Raw genomic sequence first — 15,095 nt, forward strand, 5'->3', positions numbered from 1 at the left:
TTATCCGGCCCTTTCGTCTTTTGGCGATTGCAGCGGGTCAGGCCGTGCAGTCGCGCATGAAACGCTGCAGATAATCATCGAAGATAGCTGGTGTCTCGCGGAAAGGCGCATGCCCTGCCCCGTCGATGACATGGGTTCTGCCTTCCCAGAGATTGCCAAAGCGGACTTTCGAGACGAAATCCAGTTCAACAAACGGCTCGTCACGACCGTTGACGACTGCAATCGGGAGTCTTGCTTCGGCAACGATATCGCGCTGGTTGCCACCGGTTCCGGCTGCAAATTTTTCGAACATGATGCGCCGCGCGCGCCCATCCGTGCGGGCGACAATCTCAAGCAACTGCTCTTCAAACGGTTCGCCGCAGGTACTGCGCGCATAGGATTCGACATCGCGGTCGGAAAATGCCTCCTGCCCGGCAAGCGCCATATCCGGGCCGCTCCTGAACCCCTGCCCCACTTCCTCACGCGCCACAGGCGGCGTGCCGGTAATCATCAGGCCGCGCATGCCGGGAAAGCGTGAAATCATCTCGATGCCGATGTGGCCGCCAAGCGACCAGCCAAAAACGACCGCATCCGAAATGCCGAGCTTCGCCAGCACTTCCGTCATCACGTCGGCATAGCCTTCCATGGAATAGCTGCGATCCGGATCAAGGGCGTTGCCGGACTGGCCATGGCCTGGCAAATCCGGCGCGATCACCCGCCAGTTTCTACCGATTTCGCCTTCAAGCTGGGGCGCGAAGATGGTGCCTGCGCTGGAGTTGCCATGGATCATCAGCAAGGGCGTTCCGTTGCCCCTGCTTTCACGGATGGCAATGCGACCGTGGCTGGTCTCGATTTCATGGGATTTCATGGTCTCGGGTTTCCCTGTGTGGAGTCTTTTGGGATCAGTCGTAAGAAACCTTGCCGCGCCCCTTCTTGATGTCGGATCGTCCGGACTTGGCCTTGAGGCGGCGTTCGACGGAGCCTTTTGTGGGCCTGGTCTTCTTGCGTGGCGGCGGCGGTGGTTCGGCAGCCTTGGCAATAAGCGCGATCAGCCGTTCGCGCGCGTCCTCGCGGTTGCGCTCCTGGGTGCGGAAACGATTGGCCTCAATCAGAATATCGCCGTCCTTGGTGCCTTTCTGTCCGGCAAGCTTGAAAAGCCGTGACAGGATATCTTCGGGCAGGCCTGCTCTCGCGGCATGAAAGCGCAACTGCACGGCAGTCGAAACCTTGTTGACGTTCTGACCGCCCGGCCCGGAGGCACGGATGAAGCTCTCCTCCAGATCGTCTTCACGGATCGTCAGGCGATTTGTGATGCGGATGATGTTCCGGTTCTCTTCCATGACGAGGAGATATACCGCTTTGTATCCCTTATACAAAAGAAAAACCCGGCCTTTCAGCCGGGCTCTCCCTCCTCCTCAGGATGGTAAAAGCATGTCTCCAAAAAGTGGGAACCGGTTTTTGGATAACGACATGCGTAGAAAAAGCTATTCCGCAGCGATACGGATGGCCGGGGCCGCGTCTTTTACCTCGTGATCGACATGGCTTTCGAACTTCTCGAAATTCGTGACGAACATGTCGACCAGCTTCCTGGCCTGCGCGTCATAGGCAGCCTTGTCGGCCCAGGTCGAGCGCGGATCGAGAATGGACGTGTCGACACCCGGTACTTCAACCGGAACGGCAAAGCCGAAATTCGGATCGATGCGGAATTCCGCATTGTTCAGCGAACCGTCGAGAGCCGCAGCCAGAAGCGCGCGGGTTGCCTTGATCGGCATACGCTTGCCAACGCCGTAAGCGCCGCCGGTCCAGCCGGTATTGACCAGCCAGCAATCGACCTTGTGCTCGGCGATCAGCTTGCGCAGCAGGTTACCGTATTCCGACGGATGGCGCGGCATGAACGGTGCGCCGAAGCAGGTCGAGAAGGTTGCTTCCGGTTCGGTCACGCCCTTTTCGGTACCGGCGACCTTGGCCGTGTAACCGGACAGGAAGTGGTACATGGCCTGTGCCGGCGTCAGCTTGGCAATCGGAGGCATCACGCCGAAGGCATCGGCGGTGAGCATGATGATGTTCTTCGGCTGGCCGCCCTTGCCCGTCTTCGATGCATTCGGGATGAAATCGAGCGGATAGGCGCAACGGGTGTTTTCCGTCAGCGAGCCGTCGTCGAAATCCGGCTGGCGGTGTTCGTCGAGCACCACATTTTCCAGCACAGTGCCGAAGCGCTGCGTCGTGGCATAGATTTCCGGCTCTGCTTCGGCGGAAAGACGGATGGTCTTGGCATAGCAGCCGCCTTCGAAGTTGAAGATGCCGTGCTCGCCCCAGCCATGCTCGTCATCGCCGATCAGCGTACGGGTCGGGTCGGCTGACAGAGTCGTCTTGCCGGTGCCGGACAAGCCGAAGAAGACGGCGGTGTCACCATTCGGGCCTTCATTGGCCGAACAGTGCATCGGCATCACGCCCTTGGCAGGCAGGATGTAGTTGAGAGCGGTGAAGACCGACTTCTTCATTTCACCGGCATAGGAGGTGCCGCCGATCAACACGATCTTGCGGGTCAGGTCGACCGCAATCACCGTTTCGGTGCGCACGCCATAGCGTTCAGGATCGGCCTTGAAGGACGGCAGATCGATGATCGTCATTTCCGGGACATAGGACGCAAGCGCTTCCTGTTCCGGACGGATCAGAAGATTGCGGATGAACAGCGAATGCCAGGCATATTCGGTGATGACGCGGGCATTGATCTTGTTGCCGGCATCGGCGCCGCCGATCAGATCCTGCACAAAAAGCTCCTTGCCCTTCGCGTGGTCGATGAAATCGGCATAGAGCAGCTCGAAAGCCTCGCGGCTCATCGGCTTGTTGTTGTCCCACCAGACATGATCTTCCGTGTCGGCATCGCGCACGACGAACTTGTCTTTCGGCGAACGGCCCGTGTGCTGGCCGGTGCGTGCGACAAGCGCACCCTGTGCCGACAGTTCGGCTTCGCCCCGGCGGACGGTTTCCTCATAGAGCCGGGCGGCCCCGAGGTTGTAAAAGACTGCGGAGAGTTCCTTCAGTCCTGAAGTGGCAATGGAAGCGGCCGTGTTGTGAATGCCGGTCTCTCTCATGATGTCTCCGCCATATGGTTTGACAATTGATCGGTCTCTTTTCGCGCCTACCAGATTGATCGCGAAATAGAGGATGGCAGTCAGAAACAGATTAATCGTGGCAATTCAAATATTTAATCGATTTAAAATTTTTGAAATTTTTTTAAATCGTTTAATCTATGCGTTATGAGCTGTGAGTTCCGGGGATTGGCGGTGACGCTGGCTTGAGCTCAGGTATTAACCAAAGAGCGATTCGGCTCGTGGTGTTTGGTGGCTTCTGCTGGCGCCGCCACATTTTGTACCTAATTTGTACTGCACAAGCAGGCACATTATAATAGTATCGATGTGTAATAAGGCGCTCGATCTATACCCCGCCAGTCTCTGGCGGCTGAAAGACGTCACCAGCCGGGCCTTCCGGTTGGCTTAGTTGAAGGAGAAAGGTTCGCATGAAGGAAGCCTCGGCAACGCAGACGATTGCGCTGGTCGACGACGACCGCAACATCCTGACCTCCGTGTCCATCGCGCTGGAATCGGAAGGCTATCGGGTCGAAACCTACACCGATGGCGCGTCCGCGCTGGATGGTCTGATGGCGCGTCCGCCCAATCTTGCGATCTTCGATATCAAGATGCCGCGCATGGACGGTATGGAGCTTCTGCGCCGTCTGCGCCAGAAATCCGACCTCCCCGTCATCTTCCTCACCTCTAAGGACGACGAGATCGACGAGCTTTTCGGCCTCAAGATGGGCGCGGATGATTTCATCACCAAGCCGTTCTCGCAGCGTCTTCTGGTCGAACGCGTCAAGGCGGTGCTTCGCCGGGTTGCTGCACGCGACGGCACGGCCAAGCCGACCGGACAGCAGGCAAAATCGCTGGAGCGCGGCCAGTTGGTCATGGATCAGGAACGCCACACCTGCACCTGGAAGGGGGAACCTGTCACGCTGACGGTCACCGAGTTCCTCATCCTTCATTCGCTGGCGCAGCGTCCAGGTGTCGTGAAAAGCCGTGACGCCCTCATGGATGCGGCTTATGATGAGCAGGTCTATGTGGATGACCGCACCATCGACAGCCATATCAAGCGCCTGCGCAAGAAGTTCAAGGCGGTTGACGACGATTTCGAAATGATCGAAACGCTCTATGGCGTCGGCTACCGCTTCCGCGAGGCCTGATAGATAATTACATATCGCCAGTCCGTGAGGTCTGGCGGTAGTTTAGTGAGAGCAGACAGAGCGACATGGTCGCAGAAACCGGGAACGACGGCCTTGTCGGCCAGAAATCGGATTTGCGCGAACGCAGGGCCCGGCGGCAGCGCTCGGTGTTCTGGCGTCGCTTTTTTGCGCCCCTGCGCAAATTTCTCGGCCAATATCTGTTTTCGAGCCTGACGCGCCGTATCCTGTTTCTCAATCTGGCGGCGCTGGCGGTTCTTGTTTCCGGCATTCTCTACATGAATCAGTTCCGCGAGGGGCTGATCGACGCGAAGATCGAAAGCTTGCTCACCCAGGGCAAGATCATCGCCGGCGCCATCTCGGCTTCGGCGACCATCGACACCAATTCTCTGATGATCGATCCGGAAAAGCTCCTGGAGCTTCAGGCCGGGCAAAGCCTGACGCCATCGCCGGATTCACCCGACAACTGGGAGTTTCCGATCAATCCGGAAAAGGTTTCCCCCCTGTTGCGCCGGTTGATTTCGCCGACGAGCACGCGGGCGCGCATCTATGATCGCTATGCCAATATGCTGCTCGATTCGCGCGCGCTCTATTCGCCGAGCTTTCCTTCCGCTGGCCCTGTGCTTCGCTATGACCTGCCGCCGATCGAGGAAGAGACACCAACCATCTGGGAACGGGCCGGAACGTGGATTTCGCACCTGTTCTACGGCGGAGGCCTGCCGGTCTATCAGGAACAGCCGGGCGGCAATGGCCTCGCTTTTCCGGAAATCGTAAAGGCTCTGGCCGGTTCGCCGCAAACGGCGCAGCGGCGTAATGAAAAGGGCGAGCTGGTCGTCTCGGTTGCCGTGCCGATCCAGCGTTCGCGCGCAATATTGGGCGTGCTCCTGCTCTCTACCGAAGGCGACGATATCGACAAGATCGTGCAAGCCGAACGCATGGCGGTTTTCCGCGTGTTCGGCGTCGTGTCGCTGGTCATGGTCATCCTGTCGCTTTTCCTCGCATCGACGATTGCAAGCCCGCTGCGCAAGCTTTCCGCTGCTGCCGACCGCGTTCGTCATGGTGTGAAAAGCCGGGTGGAAATTCCCGATTTCTCCGAACGTCAGGATGAGGTCGGCCATCTTTCCACGTCTATCCGCGAGATGACTGATTCGCTCTATACCCGTATCGAGGCTATCGAAAGCTTTGCCGCGGACGTGAGCCACGAGTTGAAGAACCCCCTCACCTCGCTGCGCAGTGCTGTCGAAACTCTGCCGCTTGCCAAGACCGAGGAATCGCGCAAGCGGCTTCTCGACATCATCCAGCACGACGTTCGCCGCCTTGATCGCCTGATTACCGATATTTCCGATGCTTCTCGTCTCGATGCGGAACTCGCGCGCGAACATATTGACCGCGTCGATATGAAGACGCTTCTGACCAATCTCGTGACGGCAGCGCGTGAAGTGCGCCGCAACAAGGTCGGGACGGAAATCATCTTCAATACCGGCAAGCTGCCTGCCGGAAAGAAGGGCTTCTATGTTGCCGGTCACGATCTGCGTCTCGGCCAGGTGGTCAGCAACCTGATTGAAAATGCCCGTTCTTTCGTGCCCGACGATACTGGACGTATCGTGGTATCGCTGAGTGGTGAAGGCAGCCGCTTGCGGGTGCTTGTCGAGGATAATGGCCCTGGCATTCCGATCGAGAATATCGAACGTATCTTCGAACGTTTTTATACGGATCGTCCGGCATCGGAGGCTTTCGGCCAGAATTCAGGCCTTGGGCTTTCGATCAGCCGCCAGATCATCGAGGCCCATGGCGGCACGCTGACGGCGGAAAATATTGTCGATCCGGCGAAGCCCGATCAGTTCAAGGGCGCGCGTTTCATCGTCGACCTGCCTGCAAGCGCATGACACCTGAAGAGGAAAAAAGCGGGCTTCACGCCACCACGCTTCAGATATGCGGTCGCGGCGTCATGATTATGGGGCGGTCCGGCGCCGGCAAGACTGAACTTGCGCTGACACTTGTGGAAAGAGCGCTCCTTCGCGGAGAGGCTGCCTCGCTGGTAGCCGACGACCGCACATTGCTTCATGTGGAAAGCGGCAGGCTGATAGCCAGCGTTCCAGCAGCCCTTGCTGGTGGCGTGGAGATTCGCGGCGCGGGGCTTTTCAAGGTCGCTTTCGTGGAGGCCGCACCGCTCTATCTCATTGTCCGGCTTGTGGATCGGGATGAGGCCGAACGCTATCCGGGTGGTGAAACGTGGGAATTCGAGGGCATTTCACTGCCTCGACTTCTTTTGCCGGCTTTGTCGTCGAATGGCGATTCCAACGCGCTTTCGCGGGCCATCGAGGCCACCTTGTTTTACGAAAAATGGCCTTCGAACGAGGGCTGAATCCGGCTTTATTACGAATCGATTAATTTTCCACGACGCTGCGGCATTTTGCTTTTTTCATGGCAGCGTGGAAATTTTTCACTTGCTATCAAGATTTGCGCTGCCAAGATGCACAACTCGCCGGCGCTTTTCCGGCGTGGTTTCAGTGCCATCTGACACTCTGGCGGGGTGATGCGGCGGGCACGCGACGGGAGCTTTTATAGTATGATCGGACTCGTGCTTGTCACGCACGGAAGGTTGGCCGAAGAGTTTTTGCATGCTGTCGAGCATGTAGTCGGGCCGCAAGACAATTTCGAGACCGTTTGCATCGGTGCCGAAGACGATATGGAACAGCGTCGGCGGGATATCGTTGATGCGGTGGAGCGCGCCGATAATGGCAGCGGGGTCATCATTCTGACCGACATGTTCGGCGGTACGCCGTCCAATCTCGCCATTTCCGTCATGAAGGAAGGCAAGGTCGAAGTCATCGCAGGTGTCAATCTGCCGATGCTTATCAAGTTGTCGAGCGTCCGCATCGGGGGCGACATCAAGACAGCTCTGCGCGAGGCGCAGGATGCGGGGCGCAAATATATCAATGTTGCGAGCCAGGTCCTGACAGGAAAGTAATTCATGCACTCAAGCGTGCCCGTTACCGGTGAATACGAACCCGAAACAGCAGTTTCCCGATCCTTCGAGATCGTCAACAAGCGCGGCCTTCACGCCCGCGCTTCGGCCAAGTTCGTGCAACTGGTCGATGGTTACAATGCACATGTCCGTGTCAGCAAGGACGGCATGACCGTTGGCGGCACGTCGATCATGGGCCTGATGATGCTTGCCGCCTCTCCCGGCTGCTGCATCGATGTCAGCGCCTCGGGCGAACAGGCCGATGCGGTGTTGGAAGCCTTGCAGACACTCATAGCCGATAAGTTCGGCGAAGAATGCTGACGAACGAAACTGCGGCCGCTGTGGGTGATCTCAACGATCCGGTGGCCGTTTTCGATGCGGGTATCGGCAGTTATGCCCTGGTTGAGCTGATCAGGCACAACCAGCCGCAGCGCGACATCATCTATTTTGCCGATCGGGCCAGTTTTCCTTATGGCGCGAAGAGCCGCGATCAGCTGCTTTCCATCATGCGCCGTACGATTCATTACCTGACGGGCCTTGGCGCCCCAACAATCGTCCTTGCTTCCAATGCGCCCTCAGTCATGGTCCTCGACGCACTGAAAAGCGAGTTTGCCGTACCGGTCTATGGCGTGGCGCCGCCGGTTCGTGCCGCCCTTGCGGCAAGCCGTAGCGGCAAGGTTGCCGTTATGGGTGTGCGTTCGATGATCGAGAGCGAAGAGCTTGCAGGCTTTGTCCGGACACAGACCGATAGGCCGGACGATGTTGCTTTGATCAATGCGTCTGCGATGGTGGAGCTGGTGGAAAATGGCGCTTTTCTTCGCCAGCCGGATGAGACCGCGCAAAAGGTGGCCGCATTCTGCGATGACATTGCTGCCAGCCATCCTCTCATCGACACGCTGACGCTTTCCAGTACCCATCTGCCACGGCTCAGATCGTTTTTCGAAACGGCCCGTCCCGGTTGGCAGTTTCTTGACCCGGCAGACGACGTGATCGCTGCACTCCCGCAGCCCGAAGGCGGCTCCGGTCGCACGGTTGCCCTGGTCACGGAAAGCGAAATCTATCCTGTTGCCGAATTTCGCCGCATGCTCGAAATATTGCAGGTCGATCTTCCTTTGACGGTTATCAACCCCGCATTCGACAAACCTGCTTGATATGCACGTATAAAGATTTCTTTATATTGCGTTGTGCTTCCGGCTGCGATCTGCTAGTCAAGGCGGCAGCCGGAGCGCTTTCCCGCATGGAAAGCTGCCCCACATTGGAATGCAATTCCGGCCGCTGATTACATCTTTATCGAGCTGGAACTGCCTTTTATTGGAGCACGCGATGACCGCAAGCCAAGATTTTGTCGTCAAGGATCTTAGCCTGGCCGATTGGGGCCGTAAGGAACTCGATATCGCAGAAACCGAAATGCCGGGCCTGATGGCTGCCCGTGAGGAATTCGGCAAGTCGCAGCCGCTGAAGGGCGCACGCATTTCCGGATCGCTGCATATGACGATCCAGACCGCCGTTCTGATCGAAACGCTGCAGGTACTGGGCGCACAGGTCCGCTGGGCCTCCTGCAACATTTTCTCGACGCAGGATCATGCCGCCGCCGCGATTGCCGCAACCGGCACGCCGGTTTTCGCCATCAAGGGCGAAACGCTTGAAGAATACTGGACCTATACAGACCAGATATTCCAGTGGCCGGATGGCGAGCCATCCAACATGATCCTCGACGATGGTGGCGACGCCACCATGTACATTCTCATCGGCGCGCGCGCCGAAGCAGGCGAGGACGTTCTGTCGAACCCCGGTTCGGAAGAAGAGGAAGTGCTTTTCGCGCAGATCAAGAAGCGTATGGCTGCAACGCCGGGCTTCTTCACGCGCCAGCGCGACGCCATCAAGGGTGTGACGGAAGAAACCACCACCGGCGTCAATCGTCTCTACCAGTTGCAGAAGAAGGGCCTCCTGCCCTTCCCGGCGATCAACGTCAATGACAGCGTCACCAAGTCGAAGTTCGACAACAAATACGGCTGCAAGGAATCGCTCGTTGACGGCATTCGTCGCGGTACCGACGTCATGATGGCAGGCAAGGTTGCTGTCGTGTGCGGTTATGGCGATGTCGGCAAGGGTTCTGCCCAGTCGCTCGCCGGTGCAGGCGCCCGCGTGAAGGTGACCGAAGTCGATCCGATCTGCGCGCTTCAGGCTGCAATGGACGGTTTTGAAGTCGTGACCCTCGACGATGCTGCTTCGACCGCCGATATCATCGTGACCACGACCGGCAATAAGGACGTGATCACCATCGACCATATGCGCAAGTTCAAGGATATGGCGATCGTCGGCAATATCGGTCACTTCGACAATGAAATTCAGGTGGCAGCACTTCGCAACCTGAAATGGACCAATGTGAAGCCGCAGGTCGATCTGATCGAATTCCCGGATGGCAAGCGCATCATCCTGCTTTCCGAAGGCCGCCTGCTCAATCTGGGCAACGCGACCGGCCATCCGAGCTTCGTCATGTCGGCTTCGTTCACCAATCAGGTTCTGGGTCAGATCGAGCTGTTTACCCGTACCGACGCCTACAAGAATGAAGTCTATGTACTGCCGAAACATCTCGACGAGAAGGTCGCGCGCCTGCATCTCGATAAGCTCGGTGCCAAGCTGACTGTGCTTTCTGAGGAACAGGCTGCCTATATCGGCGTCACTCCACAGGGCCCGTTCAAGTCGGAACACTACAGGTATTAACCATACGTTAAGTATTGCACTACATGTTGAGGCCGGGCAGTTGACAAACCGCCCGGTCTTTCTTTTTGCGTGCAAGATGCTTCACGTGGATTCGTCGGAAGGGTATTGTGTAGGCGAATCAAGGTGTTTGAGCGGGTGTTTGCGTTGCGCGTTTTTTGCCGGTTGTGGCGGGAAGCGAGAGGACGATTCATCCCCAGAATACCTCAAAACGCGATGACCATCGTGCACTGTGGCGGCGTGCGTATGGTCGGGCTTTGATGTGTATTGAAGTGTTTTAATACGGCCAGTCTGCTTTCGTGGCAGTTTTCATGGCCGGGTGGCGGAGAAAAGGACAACATGCCAGAGTTCGGCGCAACGGGGATTTTGCGGAATGTTTCCGCAATCGTTACTGGCAGGCAATGGCGTCCTGCCGCCCATGTTGCAAAGCCGTTCGCATGGCTTGCCCCGAAAAAAGCCCTGATGAAGGCCTCCGTTTCTCTCGCGACGCTTTTCGCAGTCGTGCCCGCTTTCGCGCAAGGTACGGAATCGGCGCGCATCGCCCTGCCCTTTGGCGGCGGCAGTATCGGTGCTTTCGAGGTCATCCAGTTTTCCATGTTCCTTGGCGTTATGGGCGCAGCGCTGCTTTCTGCCGGCTGGCTGATCCGCGAACGGTCGCGCGTTGCCGCGGAAAACAAGGAACTGCGTTCCAAATTCGCCGACCTCAATCTTGTCGCCCAGCGCAATGAAGCCCTGCTCAACCTCAAGGATCAGCGCATCGTGGTCTGGGATGGCCACAACACGCGCGCTGAAGTCGTGGGGCTGCTGCCGGACGAAAGCGCTGCCCCGCAGGATCGTTCGACCTTTCTGGCTTTTGGCCGCTGGCTGCGTCCCCAATCGGTCGTGGCGCTTGAGCGCGCCATCGGATCGCTGCGCGAACAGGCGCGGTCTTTCGACCTCACAGTTGAAACCGTCAACGGCACCCTCCTCGACGTGCGCGGACGCACATCGGGCGGCTTTGCCGTGGCGCGCTTCCTCAGCCTGCAGGGCGTGCAGGCTGAACGCGCGGCGCTGCAGGCGCAAAACCGCGAATTTTCCGAGCGTATCGAATTATTCCGGCGTCTTCTTGATCGGATCGACCAGCCGGTCTGGACCCGCGACGCCGGTGGCCGCGTCGAATGGGTCAATGCTGCCTATGCGCAGGCTGTCGATATGGCCGACGCAAGCCAGGTCATTTCCGAAGGGCGCGAGCTTTTCGGCGCACAAGCGCGTCAGCGTCTGGAGCGTGACCGCTTTGCCGAGCCTGTCCTGCAGGACCAGCTGACGGCTGTGGTGCACGGTGACCGCCGCCTTTTCAACGTGACGGACGTAAGCGCGGAAACGGGTTCTGTCGGCCTCGGTTTCGACCAGACCGAAGTGCAGGCGGTGCGCGAAGAACTGAACCGCACCATGAAGAGCCATGCCGAAACGCTCGACCAGCTTTCGACTGCTGTGGCGATTTTCGATCCCGAGATGAAGCTGCAATTCTTCAATCAGGCTTTTGCCAAGCTGTGGTCGCTCGATACGGCATGGCTGGAATCACAGCCGAGCAACACGCTGATCCTCGACCGCCTGCGTTCGGAAGGCAAACTTCCGGAACAGCCGGAATGGCGCAAATGGAAGGATTCGGTGCTTTCCGCCTATCGCGCTGTCGAGCCGCAGGAACATATGTGGCATCTGCCGGATACACGGACGATGCGCGTCGTCGCCAATCCGCATCCGCAAGGCGGCGTGACCTGGTTCTTCGAGAACATGACCGAAAAGTTCGAACTTGAAGGCCGTTACAACACGCTCATCAAGGTACAGGGCGAAACGCTCGACCATCTGGCGGAAGCCGTGGCGGTGTTCGGTTCCGATGGCCGTATCCGGCTTTCCAATCCGTCCTTTGCCGACCTTTGGGCGCTGCCGATGCCGCTCATTGTCGAAGGCACGCATATTTCGTCGATTGCCAAGATTTGCGGGGAGCGCGGCGGCAACGGCTTGTGGGACGATTTCGTCTCCACCGTCACCGGCTTCCTCGACAAACGCGACGGGCGCATGGGGCAGGTGGAGCTGGATGACGGCACCATCCTTTCCTTCGCCGTGGTGCCGCTGCCGAAGGGCCAGACCATGCTGACCTTTATCGACGTCACCGATACGGTGCGCGTCGAACGGGCGCTCAAGGAAAAGAACGAGGCGCTGGAACTGGCCGACCAGATCAAGAACGATTTCGTCCAGCACGTTTCCTATGAGCTGCGTTCACCGCTGACCAACATCATCGGCTTTACCGAACTGTTGCAGACACCGGCTTTCGGGTCGCTCAACGAGCGCCAGATCGAATATCTCGACCATATCAGCACGTCGTCATCGGTATTGCTGACCATCGTCAATGATATTCTCGATCTTGCTACCGTCGATGCAGGCATCATGGAACTGGAGGTGGGCGAAGTTTCCGTCGTGGAAGCGATTTCCGCCGCTGCCTCTCGCGTCGGTGAGCGCATGCGCGATCACGATATCGGGCTCGACATCGACATTGCCGACGACGTGGACGTATTCAAGGCCGATGCGAACCGCGTCCGTCAGGTGCTTTTCAACCTTTTGTCGAATGCGACCAACTATGCGCCGGAAGGTTCCAGCATCCAGTTGCAGGTAGCGCGCGAGGGGTCGGAAGTGGTCTTTGCCGTCCACGATGACGGTCCCGGCATGCCCGGAGAAGTGCTCGACACGGTTTTCAAGCGCTTCCAGTCCTATCCGAATGGCGGCCGCCGCCGTGGTGCGGGACTCGGACTTGCCATCGTCAAGAGCTTTGTCGAGCTGCATGGCGGATCGGTCGATATCGATACGGGTTCCGGTCGTGGAACAACGGTGATTTGCCGTTTTCCGTCGGAAACACGCAGCTTCCGCGTCGCCGCCGAATAAGGTAAAGGGTGCCCATGAGCGCCTCACAATCCAGCATCAGCTATTTCTTGCCCGACGAAGCTGCAACGCAGCGTTTCGGCGAGGATTTCGCCCTCGCCCTGCAAAAGGGCGATCTCGTCACGCTTTCAGGCGATTTGGGGGCGGGAAAATCCTCGCTTGCCCGCGCGATTATTCGGGCAATCGCCGATGATGAGGAGCTGGACGTACCAAGTCCGACTTTCACGCTGGTACAAAGCTACGAGACTTTGCGCATTCCTGTTGCCCATGCCGATCTCTACCGTATTTCACACGGCGAAGAACTGGATGAGCTGGGACTGCCGGAGTTTCTGGAAGATGGCGTGGTTCTGGCCGAATGGCCGGAGCAGGCCGAGGGTTTCCTGCCTGAACCATCACTTGCTGTCACGCTAAGCCATGAAGGGGCAGGGCGGCGTATTGCCGTGTCGGGACCAGCGGCTGCGATCCAGCGGCTGGAACGCAGCCATGCGATACGCACATTTCTGGACCTCCATGACCGTGCCGATGCAACGCGCCGCTATTTGCAGGGTGATGCGTCACCACGCAAATACGAGACGATCCGTACGGCTGCGCGCGGCGTCGAGATTTTGATGAATGCGCCGCAGATGCCCTATGATCCGCCGCTGCGCGACGGAAAAACCTATCGGCAGATTGCGCATCTTGCGGAAAACATCCTTGCCTTTGTCGCTGTCGATGCGCTTCTCGACAGCCATGGTTTTCGCGTGCCGCAAATGCGTGCCGCCGATCTCGATGCCGGTTTTCTCATCCTTGAGAATCTCGGAACCGAGGGCGTGCGGGCAGCTTCGGGTGAACCTGTTGCGGAACGCTATGAGGCCGCCGGACGTTTTCTGGCGCATCTGCATGGCGTTGGCTGGCCAGACCATGCACCTGTGGCGGGGCATCCCGACCACATCATTGCTGGCTTTGACCGCGATGCGATGATGATTGAGGTCAGCCTGATCGGCCAGTGGTACGCGCCGCGCATGATGGGCAGGCAACTTACAGACGCAGAAAAGCAAGCTTACGAAGCCGTATGGGGTCATGTGATCGCCGACATTGCCGATGTTGAGAAGAGCCTGCTCTTGCGCGACTATCATTCGCCCAACCTGTTCTGGTTCCCGGAGGCGGGAGGCAAGGACAAGATCGGTGTCATCGATTTTCAGGATGCGATGATTGGACCGGCAGCCTATGACGTGGCCTCGCTGGCCCTTGATGCGCGTGTGACGATTTCGCCGGAGCTGGAACAGGCTGTGGTCGCTGCCTATTGCGATGAGCGTCGCGCGCTTGGACATGCGTTCGACGAGGCTTTGTTCCGCAAGGCCTATGCGGCGATGGGTGCACAGCGTAACGCCAAGCTGCTCGGCCTTTTCGTCCGGCTCGATGAGCGCGATGGTAAGCCGGATTACCTAAAACACCTGCCACGCATTCATGACTATCTCGGCCGTGTGCTGAAGCATCCCGTCATGGCGCCAGTGGCGGCGTGGTTTGAGGAATTGGGATTGATGCAGCAGGAAGAGGCCGCGCAATGAAAATGCCTGAAATGGGCCCGAAGACGGCTATGGTTCTTGCCGCCGGACTTGGCAAGCGCATGCGTCCCATCACCGAAACCATTCCGAAGCCGCTGGTCAAGGTAGCGGGCAGGCCCTTGATCGACTGGGGGCTTGATGCAGCGGCGCAGGCGGGCATTGGTACGGCAATCGTCAATGTGCACTATTTAGCCGACCAACTGGAAGAGCATCTGCGTCATCGCAACGATCTCAGTGTTGTGATTTCGGACGAACGCGAAATGCTGCTCGATTCCGCTGGCGGTATTGTGAAGGCGCTGCCGCTGCTCGGAGCAGAGCCGTTTTTTATTCTGAATGCCGACACATTCTGGGTCGGCGACGAGAAGGTTCCCAATCTGTCGGCGCTTGCTGAGGCCTGGGACGCGGACCGGATGGATATTCTTCTGATGACGGCGCGTCTCGATCAGGAAACGGGCTATGAAGGCAAGGGTGATTTCGTTGCCGACGAAAACGGGCATCTGCGCCGCGCACGGGACGTCTCGGGCGAGCCGGTGATCTATGCGGGAGCAGGGATCATCCATCCCCGCATCTTCGCTGACGCCGAGCCGGGCGTGTCGTCGCTCAACCGCTATTTCGACGAAGCGATTGCAGCCGGTCGCCTTTATGGTATGCCAATGACCGGACATTGGCTGACTGTCGGAACGCCGGACGCAATCGGCGAGGCGGAGGCAGCGCTTACCGCATTTGCATGAGG

At 58.4% G+C, this 15,095-nt stretch carries 13 protein-coding genes; 10 read left to right on the forward strand and 3 right to left on the reverse strand.

Annotated features, from left to right (window positions below; all coding sequences use genetic code 11):
• Window positions 1-37: 37 nt before the first annotated feature.
• From F9K91_RS12720 to F9K91_RS12730, 3 genes are all read right to left on the reverse strand, one after another.
• The gene (locus F9K91_RS12720; protein WP_151677918.1) at window positions 38-847 is read right to left on the reverse strand and encodes an alpha/beta fold hydrolase; all 810 of its coding nucleotides are present in this window, start codon (window positions 845-847) and stop codon (window positions 38-40) included.
• A 34-nt stretch (window positions 848-881) separates the two neighbouring features.
• A complete protein-coding gene (gene arfB / locus F9K91_RS12725) occupies window positions 882-1,319 on the reverse strand; it encodes an alternative ribosome rescue aminoacyl-tRNA hydrolase ArfB (protein ID WP_151555233.1) in 438 nt (145 codons plus the stop codon).
• Window positions 1,320-1,463: 144 nt separating this feature from the next.
• A complete protein-coding gene (locus F9K91_RS12730; RefSeq protein ID WP_151555234.1) occupies window positions 1,464-3,074 on the reverse strand; it encodes a phosphoenolpyruvate carboxykinase in 1,611 nt (536 codons plus the stop codon).
• Window positions 3,075-3,499: 425 nt separating this feature from the next.
• Here F9K91_RS12730 and F9K91_RS12735 point away from each other — a divergent pair, with 425 nt between their 5' ends.
• From F9K91_RS12735 to F9K91_RS12780, 10 genes are all read left to right on the forward strand, one after another.
• Entirely contained in the window at window positions 3,500-4,219 is a 720-nt protein-coding gene (locus F9K91_RS12735; RefSeq protein WP_006468074.1) for a response regulator transcription factor, read from the forward strand.
• 65 nt (window positions 4,220-4,284) lie between these two features.
• Window positions 4,285-6,102 carry a stimulus-sensing domain-containing protein gene (locus tag F9K91_RS12740; protein WP_061344612.1) on the forward strand — a complete coding sequence of 606 codons (1,818 nt, stop codon included), beginning with the start codon at window positions 4,285-4,287 and terminating at the stop codon, window positions 6,100-6,102.
• Window positions 6,099-6,581, forward strand: coding sequence for an HPr kinase/phosphorylase (locus F9K91_RS12745; protein WP_151677919.1), 483 nt, complete (start codon window positions 6,099-6,101; stop codon window positions 6,579-6,581). Before F9K91_RS12740 ends, F9K91_RS12745 begins: the two co-directional genes overlap by 4 nt.
• Window positions 6,582-6,785: 204 nt before the next feature.
• Window positions 6,786-7,187, forward strand: coding sequence for a PTS sugar transporter subunit IIA (locus tag F9K91_RS12750; RefSeq protein WP_006472522.1), 402 nt, complete (start codon window positions 6,786-6,788; stop codon window positions 7,185-7,187).
• A 3-nt stretch (window positions 7,188-7,190) separates the two neighbouring features.
• Window positions 7,191-7,505, forward strand: coding sequence for an HPr family phosphocarrier protein (locus tag F9K91_RS12755; RefSeq protein WP_010657680.1), 315 nt, complete (start codon window positions 7,191-7,193; stop codon window positions 7,503-7,505).
• Window positions 7,499-8,335, forward strand: coding sequence for a glutamate racemase (locus F9K91_RS12760; protein WP_151677920.1), 837 nt, complete (start codon window positions 7,499-7,501; stop codon window positions 8,333-8,335). Before F9K91_RS12755 ends, F9K91_RS12760 begins: the two co-directional genes overlap by 7 nt.
• A 172-nt stretch (window positions 8,336-8,507) precedes the next feature.
• Complete coding sequence (gene ahcY / locus F9K91_RS12765) at window positions 8,508-9,908, forward strand: adenosylhomocysteinase (RefSeq protein WP_061344616.1); 1,401 nt, start codon at window positions 8,508-8,510, stop codon at window positions 9,906-9,908.
• A gap of 459 nt (window positions 9,909-10,367) precedes the next feature.
• Complete coding sequence (locus F9K91_RS12770; protein WP_235912954.1) at window positions 10,368-12,821, forward strand: sensor histidine kinase; 2,454 nt, start codon at window positions 10,368-10,370, stop codon at window positions 12,819-12,821.
• 14 nt (window positions 12,822-12,835) lie between these two features.
• Window positions 12,836-14,365: a tRNA (adenosine(37)-N6)-threonylcarbamoyltransferase complex ATPase subunit type 1 TsaE gene (gene tsaE / locus F9K91_RS12775; RefSeq protein ID WP_151677922.1), complete on the forward strand. Its 1,530-nt coding sequence runs from the start codon at window positions 12,836-12,838 to the stop codon at window positions 14,363-14,365.
• Entirely contained in the window at window positions 14,362-15,093 is a 732-nt protein-coding gene (locus F9K91_RS12780; protein WP_151677923.1) for a nucleotidyltransferase family protein, read from the forward strand. The genes tsaE and F9K91_RS12780 overlap by 4 nt, the downstream gene beginning before the upstream one ends.
• Window positions 15,094-15,095 lie beyond the last annotated feature (2 nt).

This window comes from Brucella tritici (assembly GCF_008932295.1).
Taxonomy (GTDB): Bacteria; Pseudomonadota; Alphaproteobacteria; order Rhizobiales; family Rhizobiaceae; genus Brucella; species Brucella tritici.

Excerpts from the sequence above, each read along its gene's own strand:
- F9K91_RS12760 (WP_151677920.1), top strand. The coding sequence starts at position 7,499 with ATGCTGACGAACGAAACTGCGGCCGCTGTGGGTGATCTCAACGATCCG.
- F9K91_RS12780 (WP_151677923.1), top strand. The coding sequence starts at position 14,362 with ATGAAAATGCCTGAAATGGGCCCGAAGACGGCTATGGTTCTTGCCGCC.
- F9K91_RS12720 (WP_151677918.1), bottom strand. The coding sequence starts at position 847 with ATGAAATCCCATGAAATCGAGACCAGCCACGGTCGCATTGCCATCCGT.
- arfB (WP_151555233.1), bottom strand. The coding sequence starts at position 1,319 with ATGGAAGAGAACCGGAACATCATCCGCATCACAAATCGCCTGACGATC.
- F9K91_RS12745 (WP_151677919.1), top strand. The coding sequence starts at position 6,099 with ATGACACCTGAAGAGGAAAAAAGCGGGCTTCACGCCACCACGCTTCAG.
- tsaE (WP_151677922.1), top strand. The coding sequence starts at position 12,836 with ATGAGCGCCTCACAATCCAGCATCAGCTATTTCTTGCCCGACGAAGCT.
- F9K91_RS12740 (WP_061344612.1), top strand. The coding sequence starts at position 4,285 with ATGGTCGCAGAAACCGGGAACGACGGCCTTGTCGGCCAGAAATCGGAT.
- F9K91_RS12770 (WP_235912954.1), top strand. The coding sequence starts at position 10,368 with ATGAAGGCCTCCGTTTCTCTCGCGACGCTTTTCGCAGTCGTGCCCGCT.
- ahcY (WP_061344616.1), top strand. The coding sequence starts at position 8,508 with ATGACCGCAAGCCAAGATTTTGTCGTCAAGGATCTTAGCCTGGCCGAT.
- F9K91_RS12750 (WP_006472522.1), top strand. The coding sequence starts at position 6,786 with ATGATCGGACTCGTGCTTGTCACGCACGGAAGGTTGGCCGAAGAGTTT.
- F9K91_RS12755 (WP_010657680.1), top strand. The coding sequence starts at position 7,191 with ATGCACTCAAGCGTGCCCGTTACCGGTGAATACGAACCCGAAACAGCA.
- F9K91_RS12730 (WP_151555234.1), bottom strand. The coding sequence starts at position 3,074 with ATGAGAGAGACCGGCATTCACAACACGGCCGCTTCCATTGCCACTTCA.
- F9K91_RS12735 (WP_006468074.1), top strand. The coding sequence starts at position 3,500 with ATGAAGGAAGCCTCGGCAACGCAGACGATTGCGCTGGTCGACGACGAC.